The organism is Mesobacillus campisalis, from assembly GCF_000986785.1.
GTDB lineage: Bacteria > Bacillota > Bacilli > Bacillales > Cytobacillaceae > Mesobacillus_B > Mesobacillus_B campisalis.
The window spans coordinates 238074-259451 of the sequence record NZ_LAYY01000001.1; the positions used below are offsets into that span (position 1 = coordinate 238074).

The window sequence follows — 21378 nt, forward strand, 5'->3', positions numbered from 1 at the left end:
GTCATTTATTTAGCAAACCACTTTGATAAATTAGCTTTTACAAATTCATCATCATGCAAGTGTGGATAGCTTTCATAAACGCGATCCAATTCCTTTTCCTGGCCCGGGCTGAGGGCTTCATGGTCAAGCAGGCACCAGTTCCCCCTCAGCAATCCCTGTCTTGTCAAAACTTCATTGATACCGGCAATGCTTCCTTTGAACCTGTGCCGGGAATCAAAAATCGCTGAATTGGCATCCGTTATTTCCTGCCCAAGAGTAAGCAGGCTCGCCGGAATGGCATCCTCATTTTGCGCCTTTTTTATATCGTTAAAAGTCTCAACCACACGTTTTGTCCAGACGGACCAATGACCAAGGAGCCCGCCAGCAATTTTCTTTTTCACGATTCGGTCTCCAATATTAAATTGGTAGGTGGTGAGTAAATCATTGATGATGTTATCGTCATTGCCCGTGTATAACGCAATTTCCTCATTGCGGGGAGAATGGCAAACGGCACGGACTACGTCAATCGTACAGTACCTGTCAAACGGTGCGATTTTGATGGCATGGACATTTGGGATCGAAACAAAGCGCTGCCAAAATTCATAAGAGAAAATTCTTCCGCCTACAGCCGGCTGCAGGTAAAATCCAAAAAGAGGAATAACCTTTGCCACTTTTTCAGCCCGTTCAATCAGTTCATCCTCGGAAAGATCGCTTAACCCGCCCATGCTCAGGAGTCCCAAATCATATCCAATTTCCCTGCTGAATTCTGCTTCCGCAAGCGCCTGCTCTGTCGGCCCGCAAATTCCTGCCACTTTGATAAAACCTTCAGGCACATTGGATCTCTTTGTTTCTTCAATCGCAAGGGATAATACCTTTTGATACAAGTTAAACTGGGGATCACGAATTTCGAATTGGGTGGTATGGACACCAACTGCAATTCCCCCGGCACCAGCGTCGATATAATAGCGTGTTAAAGCCCGCTGCCCCTGTTCATCCAGCTGCCTGTCTTCTGTCAACGCGAGTGGATGGGCCGGAATCACTGCACCTTCATGAAGCTTTTTCCTAACAGCCTCATCCAGCATTAAAATGCACCTTCCCTTTCCTGGAAGTGGGTTGGCTTATTGAGCGTCTGTCCGTCACGGATGACCCAGTCCGCAATCATATCGACCATCTGCTGGATCGTGACCTTTGGATAGCCAAACAACTTGTGGGCATGTGAGGCATTATTAAGCAGTGCAGTAGGACTTTCTGTGTGGATGAGCAATGGCTCCTTTCCCATCCTTTTTCCGAATTCTTGGGCCAGCCATCTTATTGATAATGTTTCGGGACCTGTCACATTCAATATTTTGGGAGGATGATTTGCATGCAATAAGGAGCGGATCGCATATTCATTCGCATCTCCCTGCCAGATCACGTTTACATTTCCCATTGTCACATCAATCGGATTTCCCTGATGTACTTGTTTGGCAATCTCAAGCAACACTCCATAGCGTAGATCGATCGCATAATTTAATCTGAAGAGAACCATTGGGGTTTGATGTTTATGAGAAAAATAGGTTAATATCCTCTCCCTGCCCAGGCATGATTGCGCATATTCACCAACTGGATTGGGAACTTCGTCCTCTGTACAGCAATTGCTTTGAACCGTGGTAAAAGGATAAACATTCCCCGTTGAAAAAGCCACAATCCTCGAGCCTTTAAACTTTTCCGCTACCCTGCCCGGAAGGTAGGCATTCATAGCCCAGGTATAATGTTCATTGCCAACTGTTCCGAATTTGGTCCCAGCCATATAGATAATATTTTTCACCTCAGGAAGATTCCGGAGGTCAGCTTCATTCAACAGGTCAGCTTTGATTGTTTCAATTCCACATCCCTGTAACTCCTGAAATAAACTTTCATCTGAAAATCTCGCGACACCAATGACTCTTTTTGGCCGGCCTGACTGATCAACCGCTCTTTTCGCCATTTTTGCCAAAGTAGGGCCCATTTTCCCGCTTACACCCAGAATCATAATATCTCCATCCAGCTTCTGAATGTCCCGGACTATCTCTTCGCTTGGCATTGACATAAAATCCTCTAATTCCGCTATCGTTTTCATAAAGTCCTCCTAATTTTGTTTTTTTGTTATGAGTATGAACATTTAAAATTTACACTATTATCAGTTATTTTCATTCTATAATTGAGGTTATTAAAAAGACAAGTCTTTAAATGGTCTTTTAGTGGACATCTTTAGAGAGGTAAAAATATCTATTTGACAATTCGGAAAGTTCAACTTAATCTATTAGTAAGATTATATAAAGACATTTCTTTAAAGAGTCTTTTAATGGAGCTGAAAAAATGAATGGTAACCAATTATCCGCAAATGGAACTGAAATCATTATCGGCATTGTAGGTCCTAAAGCCCTAAAGACCGAAATAATGAAAGCGCTTGAATCCTTTCCGAATTTCCAGCCTGTTTTTCTTCATGCAACACCCACGACAATGGAGCCGGAAGTGATGGCTGATTTTATCAGTCGGGTTGAAGTCCTCTTATTTACCGAGTTCCAAACATTTTTCAATGCCAAACAGCTGGTTGATTTCCCAATCCCCGCGCAATACGTCCCTTTAATGGGAACTGGACTTTATCGGTCGTTATTTTTGATTCAAAATCAATATGATTATCACTATTTCTCGGTCGATACAGTTGAAGAGAAATACCTGAAAAGGATCCTTTATGATTTAGGCGAAAAAGATTATGCATTTAAATCCTTTCCTCATTATGATCAGTCCAGTTCAATTCAATCGATTGTCCAGTTTCATCAAGACAATTATCAAGAATCTGGATCCATTGCTATTACCGGATTGCAGGAGGTTTCATTGAGACTAACAGAATTGGGCATACCGAATGAATGGGTCACCCCCACTTATCAGGATTTAATTGTCTCCCTCGAACGTGCTTTACTCGCAACAGAAGCGCGAAAAAATAAAGAATCCCAGATTGTATTTGGCATCATCGATATTGATAAATTTGAGAAAATAACGGAAAAATATGCAACCGAGCATGAAGTTCAGGTACTTAAGCTGAAGTTCCAGCAAATGATGCTAAATTATACAAAACTGCTGGATGGCCATTTGATCAATTCCGGCGGCGAAGAATTTTCCTTCATTACCACCCGTGGCATTTTTGAAAGAGAAACACGCGGCTATAAATTCATTCCATTATTGAATTCCGCCAAAACCGAGCTGGGTGTCACCATAAGCATTGGGGTTGGATTCGGCCGCTCAGCCGCTGAAGCAGGCAGCCACGCACGCATCGCCCTGCGCCAATCAAAGGAATTAGGCGGGAATGTGTGTTACATTGTCCGTGAAGACCAAAGTGTCATTGGGCCAGTGGACATCATAACGGATACCCAATATGAAAAGTATGATCTTTCCATCACTGATGCTGAGCTGCTCAAAAAAGCGGAAATGGCTGGGATGTCGGCCGCTTATATGACGAAACTGATGGCAAGAGTGGCACGCCATAAAAAGTATGATTATACAGCGCAGGAATTAGCCACAACTTTGGATATCACAACAAGAAGCGCTCATCGGATTCTATTAAAATGGATGGATGCAAATTTGGTAGATATTGTAGGAGAAGAAAAAATCACCTACAAAGGAAGGCCGAGACGAATCTATCGTCTTAGCTTTATATTGGCTGACCACAGTTAGGGATTGGTATTGGCCTTGTTCTTCCATATAAAAATATGATTGCGGGCATGTAATTGGCCCGCTGTTCCTGTTTCCTGCTCCCCCTCTTTTCCCTGCTCAAATCCTTACCTGTATTCCTGTCTCCCTGCTTTCATTGGCAGCCTCGATAAAACGGATGATTTCCTGGGTTTCCTGTATAGGGACGACTGGCTTTCGATCTTTAAAAAACAGCATCACCTGCTCCAGCAAACTCGCATAACAGGGCTTTGATGAAGAATCTATACATACAAATTCATTTCCTTTTTCAAAATGAATAAGAGCACCAAAGCCATAATTTCCTGGAGCATTTCCTCTTACTGTACCAATTCTTCCATCTTTCCATTGGGAAATCACCAAATCAGAATCGGGATTGGACAGAACGCTTACATGCTGGGCTCCACTCCCAATAATCGCATAAAGCATCTCGATCGTATGAATTCCATACCAGAAATATCCCGGCTGGGTTTCCATCTTATCCATCGGTCCAAAACAGTCGACCCCAATAATATCGCCTTTATCCTTTATCGCCAGCGCCTGCCTTAATGGTTCTGCAAACCGTAAGGCAGACGAACTCATGATGGGAACTCCATGCTGTTTCGACAGTTCCTCCATTTTAATGGCATCTGTTGAACACAAACATAATGGTTTATCAATGAAGATCGGCTTCTTAAACCTGGCCAACTTTTCCACTTGCTGCAGGTGGGCCCTTCCATCTACAGATTCCAATAAAATGGCATCACAAGTCTCCGCCACTTGTTCAAAACTATCAACCATATGCACACCGTACTGCTCCACTTTCCTCGTAATACCGCCAATTCGCGAATAACTTAGCTCAAAATCATCTGACCCGGCCGGACACGCCGTTACAACCTTCCCTCCCTTTACATGAAAGGGATGAGCCGGATCATTTAACAACTCTGTAAATGCAGATGCGTGCGAGGTATCCAGCCCAATCATCCCTAACTGTAAATCCCCCATACCCTACTCTCCTTTAAAATGAGAAATTTATTTTAAACCTGATAACTGTATCCCTTCCGTAAAATACTTCTGGAAGAACAAAAAGATCAGGAATGTCGGGATAAATGAAACAGTGGCCCCTGCCATCTCGATACCAAAGTTGCCTTCCTTATTTAAAGTGGAGGCCAGACCGACTGTAATGGGATACATCTTTTCATTGGTCATATAGATCAAAGGCTGGAATAGATCATTCCAGTTGCTCACAAAGGCAAATGTTCCCACTGTCGCGATGGCCGGAAATGCCAATGGCATATATATTTTGCGGAAAACCTGAAAATCATTGGCTCCATCCATCCTGGCTGCCTCATCCAATTCCAAAGGAATGCCTTGCATGAATTGGCGGACCAAAAATACACCCATGATCGCCCAAAGCTCCGGAACAATTAAAGATTGATATTCATTAATCCAGCCAAATTTAGAAAACATTATGAATTTAGGGATGATGAGCAATTGCGGCGGAATCATAATGACCGCCATGAATGTCCAGAAAACAAATTCCCTGCCGAAGAATTGCTTCCTGGCAAAGATATAGCCTAATAACCCGGCAAAAAACATTTGCGAAAAAACAGGAATAATTGTTATCACAACAGAGTTGAAAATCCACCGCAAAAAGTTATCATTCCTGAACAGATAAATAAAGTTGTTCAATGATGGATCATTCGGAATCCAAAATAATGGGCTTAACGCCGCGAAGGTTGTTTCTTTAAATGAACTTAATATCATGATTAAGAATGGAAGGAGAAAGCTAAATCCCAGAAAGAACATGATCAAATACTTTCCTGCTGTTTTCAACAAAAATTCCAACCCCTTTCTGCACTCTTGCTTTTAATAAAGACCCTGGTCCTTCCCGAAATATTTTCTTTGAATAAGCGAAATGACGAGGATGATCGCGAATAGAACATAAGATAAAACGGCTGCGTAGCTAAAGTTCAAGTTTGTGAAACCGATGGTATACAAATAATAAACAATGGTACTCGTTGAGAAGTTTGGTCCTCCGCCTGTCAATAGAAAGGCCGAATCAAAGATTTGGAAAGAGCCGATTGTTGTAATGATCAATACATAAAAATGGATCGGCTTTAACAAAGGAAACGTGATCATCCAAAAGGATTTAAAAGTGGAGGCACCATCAATCTTTGCCGCTTCATACATATCCTTTGGAATCGACTGCAAACCTGCAAAATAATAAATCATCGTACTTCCCGATACTTTGAAAATACTCAAGCCGGCCAGTACGAGTAGCGCTTGTGAAGAATCTGAAAGGAATAATTGGGGTTCAACCCCAAAAAAGCTCAACAGATAGTTAATAAAGCCCGATTGCGTTCCGGAGAACAGCCACTCCCAGATTCCTGCGACAACAACAAAGGATGTGACAACCGGGAGGAAAAACACTCCTTTAAAAAACTTGGTCATTGCAATGCCCGATTTGATAATGAGTGCCAATATTAAGCCAAGCGCCATTGTAGGAACGATATAATAGATGGAAAATAACACAGTATTCCAAATCGATTTAATCGCAATTTTATCCTGAAACAACTGGCTCCAGTTTCTTAACCCAACGAATTCAGAGGTACCAATAATCCGGTAATTCAGAAAGGTTAAGATGAAACTGTAAACGAATGGGATGATCTGGAATATGGTAAAGTGAATCAGAACTGGAACAAGAATGATATAGACAAGGGAATTCTTTTTCCATTCACTTTTTATCCTCATTATTAAAGGCGGTTTAATTTTCTTTTCATGTCCCAAAGGCGCCTGTGTTTTGTTTACTATGACCTTTTCCAAGAAATCACCTTCCTTCTCTTTTGATGGCCAAACCTTTTTTAATAAACAGAGAGCTTTATTCTCTCAGGAATAAAACTCTCTTAATAATAGAAGCTATTAGGTTACGGCTTAGCCAGTTCAGCTTCGATTGCTTCAGCTGCTGCGTCTGCTGCTTCTTGAGGAGTTTTGTCTCCAGCCATCATCGTTTGCACTTCAGATTGGATAAATGGCATAATCGCACGGCCTTTTGGATGGATCACGCCAGGCAGGGCATATTGTGTGTAGGTTGATAGCTGTTTCATATGCTCATTCGAATCAAAGATATCTTTAGCTTCCTCTTGCGTCGGAATATATTGGGTCACCGTATTAAAGATCCGCTGATTTTCCGCATTTGTCACACTCTTTACAAATTGTGCTGCTGCATCAGGATTATCACTGTTGGATGGCACTACAAACATTCCAGTCGTACCATATGTCAGCTGTTCCTTATTTTTTAATGGGGCAGCAATCGAGAAGTCAAATGTGCCTTCTTTTTGCAGCAGGGTGAGGTCAATTCCAGACCCAAGGATTGCCAGCATTTTGCCGCCAAACCATAATTCATTATGGTTGCTTGCAGTAATGGAATCTTCAGGGATATATCCTTTTTCGTACATATTATTAATCATCTCAAATGCTTTAACACTATCAGCGTTATTGATTTTGACTTCATTTTCTGCTGTTACCACCTGTCCGCCAGACTGCCAGATCCATGGATAAATGGTTCCGTTCATTGAACCGCCGCCAGCATAGTTTAAAGCATAGAACCCTTTTTCTTTGGCTTTCGCTGCCCAGGCGTCAAACTCTTCCCAGGTAGTTGGGAGTTTGGCAGGATCTTCGCCAATTGCCTCAATAACTTCATTGTTATAGAAGAATGTGTAAGCTTCCTGCAGGATCGGCAGCCCATATTTCTTATCCTTCCATGTGGTCGATAGCAATGAAGATTCAACAAACCCATCCAGATCACCATCTTCAAGATAGGGATCCAGCTCCAGGAGCATTCCTACATCCGCATATTGCGGCATTTGGTCAGGAATGGCATAGAATACATCTGGTCCATTGTTAGCTGCCAATGCAGTCAGCACTTTTTGATCTCGGTTGGACCATGGAATGGTTTCAACATTTACCTTTACATCCGGGAAATCTTTATTGTAGTTTGCGACAATCTCTTTCCACATTTCTTCTTCTTTTGCAGCATCACCCGTGTATGGATGTACCCATACGGTTATTTCCCCCTCAACCTTAGCATCATCCTTTGAAGCTGGATCATCATTACTTTCGTTTGAAGCTGGCTCATTACTGCAAGCTGCAAGCATCAGGATAAATGCCATAAGAAGAACCAATATACTTTTCTTTTTCATTCCGCAAATGCCCCCTCATTTTATGTTTTTAATAATGAAAAACAGGTAAATGTTTTAGCTGTGGAATCCCCCTCCTTAAAACCTTGAATGGATAGAACAAAGCCAGGAAAGCGCTGTCAAGTGCTGTTGGCACTTTTTATCTCTGTAACTTCATTTTAATTCTTTTTAGAATATTGTGACAAGTCTATAAAGTGTCTTTAAATAGCAGCAAACGAAAAAATTGGTGTCTTGATGTGGAAACATTGATTTATACATAGTTAAGACCTTGTGGATGCGGAAAGGGGATAGGGAAGATAGGATCCAAATTGGAAAAGGAACGGTTGGTTCCTTTTAAAATGAGTTCTTCCATTTCTTGATGACCAACAACCAGAGAATTTTGGTTATGGGCAAGCTTATACTGAAGGTCGTCTTGTTTGGAAATGTCTATTTTATCTTTTAAGAAAGGACACAGCTGGTCCAAGAGCAAGTCCAGATTCAAAATCTTAATTGTTCCTGGATAAGGCTGTTCTTCTTTCTTGAGTGAGGCTAATTGGACATTCAGAGCTGTTTCAAATGTGGGAACATTCAACAATAATGAATTCAACCCATACCTAAAGGTTTCCCCGATCAAGCGGCAGAGAGCTTCCGGATCTCCTCCCCATTCAATTGCCCGGGATTCTGCTCCCTCCTGTTCGTTATACGGGACACCAAACACTAGATAGGCCGTTACCTTTTGGTTCTCTTCTGCTACAAGAACCTTATGTTTCATTTTGAAAATACTGGCAAAACCGGCCGACTCATTCAGAACAGCCATTTCATAAATACTTTGTTCATACCGGACTGGCCGTTCGTGATTGAGTGATCGGATTTGAAACCAGTCATAGGGCTGAAGTTCACGAACGGTACAAGGATAATCTGATTTAAGATCGCCTTTTCCAATTTTGTATTGATTCATTTTCCCATAAAAAGTACAACCTTGTTTGATATAGATCGGTAAATCGCCCGAAACAAAAAGAACGGATGCACCGGACTTATTGGCATGTTCAAAAACTTTCTGCAAAAGGGTATTTGCCAGCCCCTTTCTCCGAAAGACAGGGTCCGTGCAAACCGCACCAATGGAATAGGCTTGTACTTCGGCCCCGCCAATGTGAAGAACAAATGGTACCAAGCCGATGAAAGAGACTAACCTTTCATTTATAAAGGCACCATATGATTGGTTCAATGCGGCAGAAAACACTTCCGGAAAGGCTGGTCCCATCGACACATGCCCTTCTTTTCGAAACGTCTTATCCGCTAAATCAATTGCCTGTGTGAAATCTTCCTGCTTTAATAACCGGTATTCCGCCATTGTTTTTCACCTCAATTTGGGAGAAGTCTCTTTTGGACCACTCATTGGTAAAGTTGTCTTGTTCCAAAAAATGCAAGATAGAGTATTTTGAATTGTGTTATAATAACACTGAGTTTTGTGGACCTAATTCCTATTTTAGGGGAAATTTTTTAAGTGACAAGTCTATTATGGGTCTTTAATTGCTTTCGGCTTCCCCTTTTTATCGACATATTCCTACAATGAGGTGGCTTATTTGGACAGGTGGGAAAAATTCAATGCCTTTGCAGTATGGATGTTGAAGGCAGGTTATTTAAATTTGCTGTGGATTGGCTTTACTTTGGCGGGGTTAGGGATATTTGGTCTTTTTCCATCTACTGGGGCCATGTTTACCATTATTCATAAGTGGCTTCAAAAAGAACCCGTCGGGAAGCTCTTTCCTGCTTTCTGGAAAGCATATAAAAAAGAATTTATTTCCCTTAATAAATTTGGCCTATTTTTTATATTGATTGGCTATATATTGGTTTATGACTTCATGTTTTTACATCAAAATGCTGGCAAGCTGCAATGGCTGATCCCGGTTACCGGGTTTATCGCGATTTCGTATGTCATGACTTTATTGTATTTTTTCCCTGTCTACACGCAATACCGGATGAAATTCTTTCAATATATCAAACAATCGTTTTTAATTGGCGCCAGCTCCCTGCTAGAAACGATGATTATGTTTACTTCATGCATGGTTCTGATGATTGCTGTAAGATTCATACCAGGCATCATCCCTTTATTTACCGGCAGTGTGTTAGCCATCGTGATTACCTGGTGCGGCAATCGTGCTTTTCGCAAAATAAAGCTAAAAAACCCTAAAAAAGATTATGTTTCTCTAAACATAATGCAGTAAAATAAGCGGAGAATTTTCGGTTACATGCAGTATAGAGCTCGTTCCGGGGGTATATAGGGGGAGTTTTTCCGGTTATGCAAACAAAAATTGCCCATTTTAACATTTTTCTGGCCAATAGGCGGAATCTCTCCGTCTATTTAAGCTATTTACAGGGCTAATTACTAATTAAGAGAAATTCCTCCGTCTATTATCAGACTGGTAGAGCGTCCTGCCTTGGAGCTCTTTTTTTTTTGCTTTTTCAGAGTATCCTTTCACTTTTGCCTATCCATCTTTTATTTATGGTCCGTTAAAAGTCTTGATTGTTCTCTTTTTTTATTTAAACTCAATAGTAAGCTGGCAGCAGGTATCCTTTTACATAGCCAGGTGAATGTCCCCTATTCAAGGAGGTTAATCAATGGATTTCAGTGGTTTACATTATTATGTTCCTTCTGCTAAAGCAATTGAGCCAAAGGTGATTGAAAGCGATTTGATTGTATATGGTGCAACTCCTGCTGGCATTGCCGCGGCTGTACAGGCGAAACGTATGGGGCTGACTGTAGTCATAGCCGAGTTCGGAAAACATGTTGGAGGAATAACCGCTAGCGGGCTGGGAGCGTCCGATATTGGCGCAAAAGAAGCCATAGGCGGTTTGTCGAGGGAATTCTTCAAGGAACTAGGAAACTATTACAATACGGAAGAGCAGTGGACGTTCGAGCCCAAGGCAGCCAAATATGTATTCCACAAATGGCTCAAGAATCATGATATCGAGGTCCTATTCAACCAGCATTTAACAGAAGTAAAAACAGAGAACCTCAAAATAAAAGAAATCATCATGGAGGATGGCACCGCCTATAAAGCGAAGTTTTTCATTGATGCCAGCTATGAAGGAGACTTAATGGCAAAAGCTGGTGTCACGTATTTTACAGGCAGGGAATCAAACGCCACATACAAAGAAGCCTATAATGGAATTCAATTTGGACATCCTCACCATCAGTTTGAAAAGTGGGTTGATCCATATGTGGTTGAAGGTGACCCTTCAAGCGGAGTTTTGCCAGGCATTACAGAAACCAGCCTTGAAACTCTCGGATTTCAAGGACAAGGGGACCACCGGATCCAGGCGTATAATTTCCGTATCTGCCTGACGAAAAATCCTGATAACTCTGTCCCTTTCCCTAAACCGCCTTTTTATGACCCTGGAAGGTATACTCTATTATTACGATATATAAAGGCTGGTGTTTGGGATGCGATGAACCTTCATACCATGCTTCCAAACGGAAAAACCGACCTGAACAATTATGGAGGATTTTCGACTGACCACATCGGCATGAATTATGACTGGCCTGAGGGAGATTATGAAACACGTGAAAGGATCTTCCAGGATCATTTTTCCTATAATCTTGGCCTGCTCTATTTTTTAGCAAATGATGAAAGTGTTCCCCGGACCATCAAAGAAGAAGTAAATCAATGGGGATTAGCATGTGATGAATTCGAGGAAACGGGACACTGGCCGCATCAGCTATATATTCGCGAAGCAAGAAGAATGATCGCTGATTATGTCATGACCGACCATAATTGTTTAGGCGACAAGACTGTTGAAGATTCCATCGGCCTCGCCTCCTACCAAATGGATTCCCATCATTGCAGGAGGGTGATTATTGAGGGCCGTGTATACAATGAAGGCGATGTTGAAATACCGATTTCACCTTATCCGATTTCCTATCGTTCGATCCGCCCCAAAGCAGAAGAATGTACAAATCTACTTGTTCCAATCTGCCTGTCCAGCTCACATATTGCCTATGGGTCGATCCGAATGGAGCCAGTGTTCATGATCCTGGGCCAATCCGCCGGAGCTGCGGCAGCTTTAGCCTTTCAGAATAAAACTGCGGTTCAAGCTGTCGATTACGACCAGTTGAAAGATGTATTGCTAAATTGCGGCCAGGTGCTTCACTGGGATGATTCCATCGAAGATGACCCCGTCCTGCGGATGAAATCGACTTTTGGAAAGGCATAGATATGGAGTTTATAAGGGACTGCAAGCTTTAGTGCTGTGCAGCCCTTTTTTATTCACCTTTTGTTCTTGCCCCCTCCTTCGTGTTTATCTCTTTTGATATTTCCCCTACTAAAGTCCCGAAATCATTCTCGTCATTTTAAAGACTATGTTTGTTAAATATTCTTGAAATAGAAGTTGGAAAATTTTTAAAATTCAAAGGAGGAAACAAATTGAAAGATTATATTAAAAGATTAAGCATCACTTTAATTGCAGCACTTCTCGTTCTGTCCAGCCTCTCTCTGGTCCAGAGGCCAATTGAAGCTGCAGCCAGTGAGTGGAAAGAGCTGAATATTGTAAATGGTGATTTTGAAGCAAAACCTTCTTCTGAAACGCATCTTCCGTCCTGGGATTATTGGAGCGGCGGCTTTAAAACCGGAATGGCCATATCGAAGGAAGTTGTTTATGAAGGGCTTCAAAGCCTGGCCGTTGACAATAATGGTGTCGTTGGGCTTTTCAGCCAGGAAATTTCTATAACAGAAGGAAACCACTATAAATTATCGGCACAGCTGAATGTCAAACAATCCGCAGGAAAGCCGGGTATTTGGCTCCGCTGGACAAATGATAAAGGGACAATTATAAAAGACGATCCAAAGTATTTTGATATCCCATCCTTCAACAAGTGGCAAACTGTAGAGATTGAAACAACAGCCCCGGCTGGCGCCAAAGGTTTAAAAATCTTCATTTATCAATCATCCACTTCCAAGATGAAGGGGTACTATGATGATATAAAACTTTTTGAAAAGGAGTCCAGCATTTTAGATTTCCCTGTTCAATATGGTCAACCTATCAATCATGGTCCGGCTGCTTTAGCGGCTAAATCACAAGGGGTTGCGATTGGGGATGGTGAGGTCTACTATGCCACAAACGGTTCACCGGCAACCTTTTATGCAGCAGACGCTGAGACTGGGAAGAAGATATTTTCAAAAGAGCTGCCAGGCAGTGATGTTGTATGGGCCATGGTGGTCGGCAAAGATGGAAATGTATATTTTGCAGGAACCTATAACGGAATTTTATACAGGTATGTTGTCGAAGAACAACGTCTTGAGGAGCTGGGGAAAAACCCTTCTGACAACTGGGTATGGCAGCTTGAGGCTTCCGATGACGGGAAGATTTACGGAGCCACTTATCCAAACGCAAAAGTGTTTGAGTATGATATTGAAACAGGCAAATTCAAGGACTTGGGCACTTTTTATGAAGGCCAGCAATATGCACGCGGCCTAGGAATTACAAAAGATAGTCTTTATGTAGGAACCGGAACGACCGCCCACTTGCTGAAGATGGACCTGGCATCGGGGAAACGAACTGAAATCAGCCTGCCAATAACGGGGACGTCTACATCCATTTCAAACATCTGGGAATATGGAAACAATATTTTTGTTGCCTATGGAACATCATTGGTTACCATTGATAAGACAACAGGGGAAGAAAGGAATACGATGAACTGGCAGGATGAGCATACCTTTGATGGTCTTATCTCCTCCCCTTCACCTTATGATGAAAATATCATCTATTATATCAATAAAAATACACAGCAATTATGGACATACGATATGACAACACACAAAACTTCTAAAGTAGAGCCAACTGTCCAACTGCCACAAACCCCTGCCAAAGCGATTCGCTGGGTCAAGGATAAAAACGGAAAAGATGTGTTGGCCATTCTGCATCATCAAATTGAATACACCATCTTTGACCCTTCCACGAACACGGTGAAAGTGAGCTACCCGGAAGTGGATATGCAGGGACTTCTGATGCAAAGCCTGGAAATTGGCGAAGACCAGAAGATTTATATGGGAGGCTATCAGGGTTCATTCGGAGTCTTTGATACATCAAGTGATAAATATTTGCTTAGAGAACGCGACCCTCACCAGATCGAAGGAATTGGCTTCTTAAACGGTGACGTCTATCTGGGTACTTACGGAGGAGCCAGGATTTTCAAATACAATCCTGACCTTCCTTTTCATTTCCAAGGCGGCGTGAGCGGTGACAATCCCGAGCTGGTCCACGATATCGGAGATGACCAAAGCAGGCCATTTACATTTACATCAGGCGATAATAAGCTGTTTATTGGCACCATTTCGGATTACGGAAGATTGGGCGGGGCATTAACCATTTATGATGCAAATACGAATAAATGGAATACCATACGTAACATTATTAAAAACCAAAGCATCATTGGATTGGCTTATCATGACGGTACCGTGTTTGGGGGTTCCACTCTTGCCGGAGGCCTTGGTATTGACCCTACCGAACCAAAAGCAAAAATGTTTGAATACGATGTTGAGACAGGGAAGCACGAAACATTCGACCTTCATGTGGATGGCTTGGCCAAGCCGGAAATGATTGGCGAGCTGTCTGTTGGCCCTGACGGAAATATTTGGGGCGTTGCCTGGGGTTTGGATGAAGGAGGCTCCTTTAACACAGTGGTCTTTGCGATGAATCCAGAAAATCGGAAAGTCATTAAAAGTACTCAGCTGCTAAAAGGCGTAAACCGTGGCAGTCAATGGAGACCGTTTTTCATCCGCTGGGATCAGCAAGGCTACCTTTACACAACAGCCGGAAGACAATTAACCGTCATCGATCCGGAAACAATGAAAAGCAAGCAATTAGTGCCAGGCACCGTCAATTTAATGGATATCGATAAGGAAGGAAATATCTATTATACCGCTGACCATAACTTGTACCAGCTGCCAGTCAAACTTGAAAAGGGAACGTTGGCTGTCGAAGATAATACCCTTCTGCAAGGAAAGCAGCAAGAAATACATTTAAAAGTTACGTTGGTAAATGGCAGCTCGATTGATTTAGCAGGCGCAGATATTCAATGGATGACTTCGAATCCTGATGCAGCAATTGTGGAAGATGGAATAATTCTCGGCAAAAATGCAGGAAAGACCGAGATTTATGCTACTGTTTCGTATAATGGCGAAAAGATCACAACCAATACGATCACTGTAACCACCCAAGTGACAATGGATACATTGGCAGACCAGATTAGTGAATTAGAAGAAGCCGGAAACCTTTCGCATCCGTTGGCTAAACAATTAACGAACCGGTTAAAACAAGCCAAAAAGCATTACGAAAACGAAAACAAAGAACAAGCCGTTAAACATCTCGAAGATTTCCGGAAACATCTGGACAACAGCTCGGCAGAAGAAACCATTAAAAACATCTTGCTCAGGAACGTTCAGTCTATCGAAACAGCATTGGCTGAGTAACTCCTCAATCCAAAGGGGCCCAAGCAAGCCGGATGAACGGCTTGCTTGGGCCCCTGTTTGCATTAAGCAGTTCAGTCTATTTCAATGGAGTCCAAGACTTTCTTCAGTTTAATAGAAGAGTCCACTGTGATATCTGTTTCTTTAGCATTTTCGAAGTGTTTTAGAGCATCCTGCAAGTGCTTTCTAGCTTCTTCCATCCTTCCTTTATCCCGGTGGTGAATGGCTGATGTGATCGAGTTGGAAAGCTGTTTACTTAATGAATTGGTGATATCTCTTTTCTCTGTATGTTGTTGAATAAATCTCAAAGCGGACTCCAGCGTATCTGATACTTCCATTTTCATTAAATTAGCTTTATCTGCGTAATAGATGTTTCCATCGTCGCCGATCGTCATCAATTCTGCCTCACCCAGTGTTTCAAACTCCATTGAATCAGTGTCTATGACCGTTAATTTGCCGGCAAGATTTGTGTACATAAGGCCATCCTCGCTCCAGCGGATATGGATCGGTCTCCATCTGCCATAGTCCTTTACCTCAGGATAAACAGCTTTGCTTTTTACAATTTCCAACGTTTCCGGATCCATGGCAAAGATGGTTCCGCCTGCTCCCGACCATAAAAGTCCGTCCGGTCCAAGGCTCATTCCGCTAATCTTTTTCGGTGGTGTCAAGCCTGGGATATCGGGGACAAACTCGGTGATTTTTTCACCTTTTTCCATATCCCAGACGAATATTTTCGCAGCGGGTTCTGTTGGGTCAATTCCCAAACCGCCTGCAACTGTTGTGGATCCATACAGCTTTCCATCAACTGCTGCTAGTCCTGCAATGGCTTGATTATGGACCACATTGTCATACACTTTTGCATCTTTTGGCGAGGCGGGATCCAGTACGGTTAATGAACCGCCCAAATGTCCGTAATCAGGGATCGTTCCAATATACAATTTATTGCTGGCTGCCGTCATAATGAACGGACGGTCCTGGTTGGGAATGTCGTAAATTTGTCTGGCAGTAAGAGCTGGAGCAGCAGGATCCATCTCGAAAATCGTTGCACCAGGGTAAATTCCAAAATACATTTTATCTCCCAGGGATACCATACCTTCTGCTTGTCCTAAGGTGAAATTTTGGTATTCATTTGTATCTGGGTTGTAGACCGCCCCTTTCCCTCCAGGATAACCGCTTAAGTATAAATTGCCCTCCGGTCCTTTTTCCAATGTCTGGAGGGGAATGGGATTGCCCACAATCGGATATTGAATGGTTTTAACCTTTTTCGTCTGTAGATTCATATAGGTAACTTGACCGGCAAATTGGACGGTAACCAGTGATTTACCAGGGAAATCTTTATCATTTTCTACTTCCACCCACGCTGTATTCCGCAAAAAGGTTCCAAATGCGACTCCTGTATCAACCGCATTCAGGGTATCCAAATTCACTTCCATCAACCTGGCCCCTTGCAGGAAGTAGACTAGATTGCTGCCAGGCTGGCCATGGATGATGCGCAGCCCTTTATTGTTGGTGTAATGCTTATCACTCCATTGTCCTGTTTCTGTATCATAGAACAGGAGTGTATTGCTTCCACCGCCGACACCAGCGATGATATATTTTCCTGCAGCGTCCAGCTGCCAGACGCTCGAGCCTGGAACAACATGATCAGGCACTTTAATCGATTCATATTCGCCTGTTTCAATATTCAGCTTGACAATGCGATTATCAACACCGACTCCTAAATAAAGGTAACCGTTGTGATAGGCAGTAGACCTGGTGTAGCTTTGTCCTGGGGCCACACTCCCGTAATCCTTCATTTCCCCGGTTTTTGGATCATATCGGCCTGCTTTGGCGTTGGGGAAGGATCCGAAATAGACTCGTCCCTGTTCATCATGAGACAAACCGTATACGACACTCTCTCCTATTCCGCCAAGATTCTTTACTTCCTTTGTAACTGGGGAGTATTCATACAAATACCCATTGCCGCCAATATAGACATTGCCATTTGGTACCGTAAGATGTGTCCATACTGCGCCTGTGCCTTCCAAAGGATATGTTCTCAAGACTTCCTGGCTTTTAAGGTCTACCACCTGGAAGATGGCCGGACTGCCGCTGGCCGTTGTGTACATCATCTCTCTGCCATCCTCTGTTCCATAGGCAGAATCATATACGGCTACACTTTGAATCGGAGAACCCAAATTTACAGGGTCTTTATATCTTTTATCAACCTTGGCACTAGCTGGACTGCTGTGGAAAAAAGAAGACAAAATTAACAGAAATCCTACAAAAAGAATGGAAAAAGGTTTAGCAAATACTCTCATTTATCCCGCTCCGCTCCTCATCTAATTTTAGTTTCATATCTTTCAAACCGGTATTTCGCACCTCCTCTTTGTTACCTTAAAATTATCAAACTTATCTGAAATTATAAATGTCGATAAATGGCCCATAATTAATTCAGGATAATAGTCCTGACTTGCCTAAGTGAGGGGTAGCACAGGAATCGTCTTATTAACGGCAATTGGACAATTTACAAGAATAAAAGGTTTTCTGCTATTAGCAGAAAACCTTTTATTCTTGCATTAGAATCCTATTTTTATTTAAACCTTTATTTTACAGGATTTTGGGGTCTGCCTGGATTCTCTGGTTTTCCTGGACTATCCGGCTTACCCGGATTTTCCGGTTTCCCTGGCTTATTTGGTTTACAAGGTTGGCCTGGGTTTTCAGGCCTGCCCGGCGTGCATGGTTGCTTCAACCAAGTTATAGTATAGGTTAACGTGGAAATGCCATCACTTCCTGTTGTAATGATTACTGTTTTCCCAGTTGAATGGACGATTTCAACTTTTGCACCAGGCTGGCTTAGCTCTGCTGCTATGTTTTCAGTTTGGACAGCATCCATGGTGTAGTTTAATTTACCGTGCTGGAACCCTTCCATTCCTTTGCCATCAATGGTGATCGATTGCAGGGTTGCATCAGTTTCTGATACAGGAATTTTGTGAAGCTCACTTCCAAGCGCATAATAGATGCTTCCATCAACCCCGACGGTCATGCTGTTCATGAAATCCTCCACTAGCACCTTGTGATCCATTGTTTTAGGATCAATCACAATCAGGCTGCGTGCTAATGTTGTATAGAGCATGCCATCCGGTCCCCACTTAAGGCGGTAAGGAAACCATTTGCTGCTATTATATAAACTTGGCCGTATGAGCTTGCTATCCACCACTTCATAGGTTTCCGGATTCAACTTAAAGATCGTTCCCTCGACGGCTCCCCATAGGAAACCATCTGGTCCGATTGATAAATCACCAATCATTCGCGGTGCTTTATCAATACTTGGAATTTCAGGTGTGAACTCCAAGATTTTCTCCCCTTTTTCAACATCCCAAACAAAGATTTTTGCCTTTTCTGCCTTAGGATTAATCCCTAATCCACCCCATACAGAAGTTCCGCCAAATAGCTTGCCATCATGGTAGGCCAAGCTGATAATACTTTGATCTTGAACAACATTTCGCTGCTGTGACCATTCATCTGTTTCAGAATCATAAATCGCCAGGGCGCCGCCTAAAACCCCATAATCAGGGATGGTTCCAACAAATAGCTTATTGTTGCCTGATGTGATGGCAAAAGGGCGGTCTTGTTCGTCTTTAATGTCATATTCAAGCTTCGGATTGCTATTTAAATCTACTGGCTGTGTTGGATCATAGCCATACATAATAGCCCCTACATACGTTCCAAAATAAACGGTATCGTTCAGGAATCCAATTCCCTCTGGCTGTGCAAACGAAGAAACATTCACGTCAATCTGATCGGTGAACGGATTATACACGCTCATGCCACGCTGGTATCCGCCCATATAAAGCCTTCCGTCCGGACCGGATTCAAGAGCTTGAATCGCTACAGCTGTTGCGGCCAGGTCTAACATGACGAAGGACAACTCGTTTGTTTCTGGATGATAGAGCATGTACTCGCCATACTGTGTCACCATCGCCAATACTGTTTTGCCGGTAGATAGCGTAATCCAGGCCATATCCTTTACCCGGGGAGTATCCGGAAGAAGTGGAAGTCCCTCAATCAACGTTTCTTTGTTCTCATTCAGATTATAGTTGTACAACTGTGTCCCCTTTTTATAATAAATCATATGGGGCTGATTCGGATCAGCTTCAGATATCATATTGCTAAATTCAAACGAACCTTCTACTTTCATTGTCTCTTGATCAACGACAAGCATATTGATTGTGGAGACAGCCACCAGAAGCTTCCCGTTCACTGCCCAAATGTCCTGGATGATTCCATTTTCACCAGACTGTCCTTCGATGATCAGCTCCTCTTTTTCCCCGGTATGGCGATTAATTTTATACAGATGCTTTTTTGTTCCAATTCCAACGTATATATAATCCCCATCAACAGCTAATCCGCGTGCATACTCCTGTTCAATGACACTTCCAAAGTCTTTGAATTGGCCTGTGTTGATATCATATTCGAAAACACCTGCCCCTGGATATGTGGCACCATAGATCTTTCCGTCATTCGTTGCTTCAATATCCCAAACCCAGGCTGCAGAAGGATTGGCTCCCAGGTATTCGACTTCTTTCCGCTCCGGAACATAACGATATAATTTTCCATCAGAAGTGCCTGCGAAGTACACATTCTTATCGGGTCCTATGGTCATGGCCCACACTGCTTCCGTATTTTCAATTACTTTGGAAAACTTAAGTTTCCCTGTTTCTGCGTCCAGGACCGAGAAAGTCCCAGGGTGGCCATTTGAATGATAGTATACTTCATTCTCACCCAAACTGTTTTCTTGGATGGCTCCCGCTTGCCCCAGCTGAACATGGACCATCTCGCCAAGATTGACGGGTTCAGCATATTTACGGTCCAACTGGGTATCATCTGTTACTTTTTTGAACGAAACATCGTCAAAATAGACTTCTGTGAAACTAATACCTCCAGAATAGAAGGCCAGTCTGGCATATGCTGCATTCTCGGGTACGACACTGAATACCTTAAGATCAATCCAGTCATTTTTCGGCAAATTGCTATTAAGTTCCCTATGATCCGTAATTTTTTTATTATCTTTATCAAAATAGCGGATTTCGGTCACGACACTATGCGTCTGGCTAACGACATTGGAAAAGACGGTCAATAAATAGGAGGCACCTGGCACAACGGCGATTTTATCACTTAAAACACTCACACCCTCTTTATCTGATGTATCGTGCAAGTGTAAGCTTTGCACTCCTGTACGAGTTCGATCAGAACTAACTTTAATTCCTGGTCCCGCAAATTCTGATGTCCAGCCTGGAATTTTCCCATCCACCACTTGTTCTTCAAAGCCTGGATTGATGACTTCATGGTGAATATCCTCTGCTGGAGGCTCTGGAATAGTGTTGCCTTCAATTGTCACATCATCAAAAAACGCTTCCGTGATGGAAATATGTCCCGAGTTAAACCGCAGTTCGACTCTCGAAGCGCCATCAGGAACCTGAAAAGGAACTTGAATTTCAGTCCATTTATCTGTTCCTAAAAGAGCTGAGCCGAAGTTAATGAAGGTAGCTGTTCCTACCCTTTGATTGTCATCGTTGAAATAATGAATCTCAAAACCAATGCTATGTGATTGGCTAACAACATTCACGAATGCTTTCGCGGTATATGACTCTCCCGCTGTAACCGAAACCTTTTCACTTGTTACCTGTAAATTACCACCTGGGTTATTGCTATTTGCATCTTTAAAATGTAAGCTTTTGGTCCCTGTATTTGCCCTCTCATTACTGATCGCAATACTTGTTAAGGGATTGTTAGTAACAAGACTCCACCCAGTAAGGACCTCCTCTTCAAATCCGCCATTCACAACCTCTCCGGCTATGGCACTGGTGCCTACTGCTTGTGAATTTGATACGGAAAAAGGAGCAAGCAAACTAAAAACAAGAGTAAAACAGAAAAGAAGCACGAATCGTTTTTTCATTTTTTGATTCTTCATTATAGACCTCCCTAATTTAAATCTGACCTCACCAATGCTGGTCTCGTCCCTCTAACTTTCTCTTCAATGCTAAAGATTCCTGCAATACGTACTGACGAGAATTAGACCATAAATAAGG

13 protein-coding genes are annotated in these 21378 nt (G+C 42.6%); 4 read left to right on the forward strand and 9 right to left on the reverse strand.

The window, feature by feature from the left end; genetic code table 11:
* Nucleotides 1–5 precede the first annotated feature (5 nt).
* Both WQ57_RS01000 and WQ57_RS01005 read right to left on the reverse strand, forming a co-directional pair.
* Entirely contained in the window at nucleotides 6–1061 is a 1056-nt protein-coding gene (locus WQ57_RS01000; RefSeq protein WP_173427521.1) for a dihydrodipicolinate synthase family protein, read from the reverse strand.
* A complete protein-coding gene (locus WQ57_RS01005) occupies nucleotides 1061–2077 on the reverse strand; it encodes an NAD-dependent epimerase/dehydratase family protein (protein WP_046521831.1) in 1017 nt (338 codons plus the stop codon). The genes WQ57_RS01000 and WQ57_RS01005 overlap by 1 nt, the downstream gene beginning before the upstream one ends.
* 239 nt (nucleotides 2078–2316) lie before the next feature.
* Between WQ57_RS01005 and WQ57_RS01010 the strand changes: the two genes are divergently transcribed.
* On the forward strand, nucleotides 2317–3672 hold the full coding sequence (locus tag WQ57_RS01010; RefSeq protein ID WP_046521832.1) for a nucleotidyl cyclase domain-containing protein: 1356 nt from the start codon (nucleotides 2317–2319) through the stop codon (nucleotides 3670–3672).
* Between the two features lie 96 nt (nucleotides 3673–3768).
* Here the strand turns inward: WQ57_RS01010 and WQ57_RS01015 are convergent, their stop codons facing one another.
* The 5 genes from WQ57_RS01015 to WQ57_RS01035 all read right to left on the reverse strand — a co-directional run bounded on the left by WQ57_RS01015 (nucleotide 3769) and on the right by WQ57_RS01035 (nucleotide 9192).
* Nucleotides 3769–4668, reverse strand: coding sequence for a Gfo/Idh/MocA family protein (locus tag WQ57_RS01015; protein ID WP_046521833.1), 900 nt, complete (start codon nucleotides 4666–4668; stop codon nucleotides 3769–3771).
* A 27-nt stretch (nucleotides 4669–4695) separates the two neighbouring features.
* Nucleotides 4696–5472: a carbohydrate ABC transporter permease gene (locus WQ57_RS01020; RefSeq protein WP_046522032.1), complete on the reverse strand. Its 777-nt coding sequence runs from the start codon at nucleotides 5470–5472 to the stop codon at nucleotides 4696–4698.
* Nucleotides 5473–5532: 60 nt separating this feature from the next.
* A complete protein-coding gene (locus WQ57_RS01025; RefSeq protein WP_046522033.1) occupies nucleotides 5533–6417 on the reverse strand; it encodes a carbohydrate ABC transporter permease in 885 nt (294 codons plus the stop codon).
* A gap of 173 nt (nucleotides 6418–6590) precedes the next feature.
* Complete coding sequence (locus WQ57_RS01030; RefSeq protein WP_046521834.1) at nucleotides 6591–7865, reverse strand: sugar ABC transporter substrate-binding protein; 1275 nt, start codon at nucleotides 7863–7865, stop codon at nucleotides 6591–6593.
* A 247-nt stretch (nucleotides 7866–8112) separates the two neighbouring features.
* Nucleotides 8113–9192 (reverse strand): GNAT family N-acetyltransferase, encoded by a 1080-nt coding sequence (locus tag WQ57_RS01035; protein WP_046521835.1) that lies wholly within the window; start codon nucleotides 9190–9192, stop codon nucleotides 8113–8115.
* 232 nt (nucleotides 9193–9424) lie between these two features.
* Here WQ57_RS01035 and WQ57_RS01040 point away from each other — a divergent pair, with 232 nt between their 5' ends.
* The 3 genes from WQ57_RS01040 (at nucleotide 9425) to WQ57_RS01050 (ending at nucleotide 15310) form a co-directional block, all read left to right on the forward strand.
* Nucleotides 9425–10066: a YesL family protein gene (locus WQ57_RS01040; RefSeq protein ID WP_052948611.1), complete on the forward strand. Its 642-nt coding sequence runs from the start codon at nucleotides 9425–9427 to the stop codon at nucleotides 10064–10066.
* A gap of 394 nt (nucleotides 10067–10460) precedes the next feature.
* A complete protein-coding gene (locus tag WQ57_RS01045) occupies nucleotides 10461–12056 on the forward strand; it encodes an FAD-dependent oxidoreductase (RefSeq protein WP_084820104.1) in 1596 nt (531 codons plus the stop codon).
* Between the two features lie 209 nt (nucleotides 12057–12265).
* On the forward strand, nucleotides 12266–15310 hold the full coding sequence (locus tag WQ57_RS01050; protein ID WP_046521836.1) for an FIMAH domain-containing protein: 3045 nt from the start codon (nucleotides 12266–12268) through the stop codon (nucleotides 15308–15310).
* Between the two features lie 71 nt (nucleotides 15311–15381).
* On the opposite strand, the gene WQ57_RS01055 is transcribed toward WQ57_RS01050, so the two are convergent.
* The gene (locus WQ57_RS01055) at nucleotides 15382–17607 is read right to left on the reverse strand and encodes an FIMAH domain-containing protein (protein ID WP_046521837.1); all 2226 of its coding nucleotides are present in this window, start codon (nucleotides 17605–17607) and stop codon (nucleotides 15382–15384) included.
* A 284-nt stretch (nucleotides 17608–17891) separates the two neighbouring features.
* Entirely contained in the window at nucleotides 17892–21260 is a 3369-nt protein-coding gene (locus WQ57_RS27105; protein ID WP_046521838.1) for a carbohydrate binding domain-containing protein, read from the reverse strand.
* Nucleotides 21261–21378 lie beyond the last annotated feature (118 nt).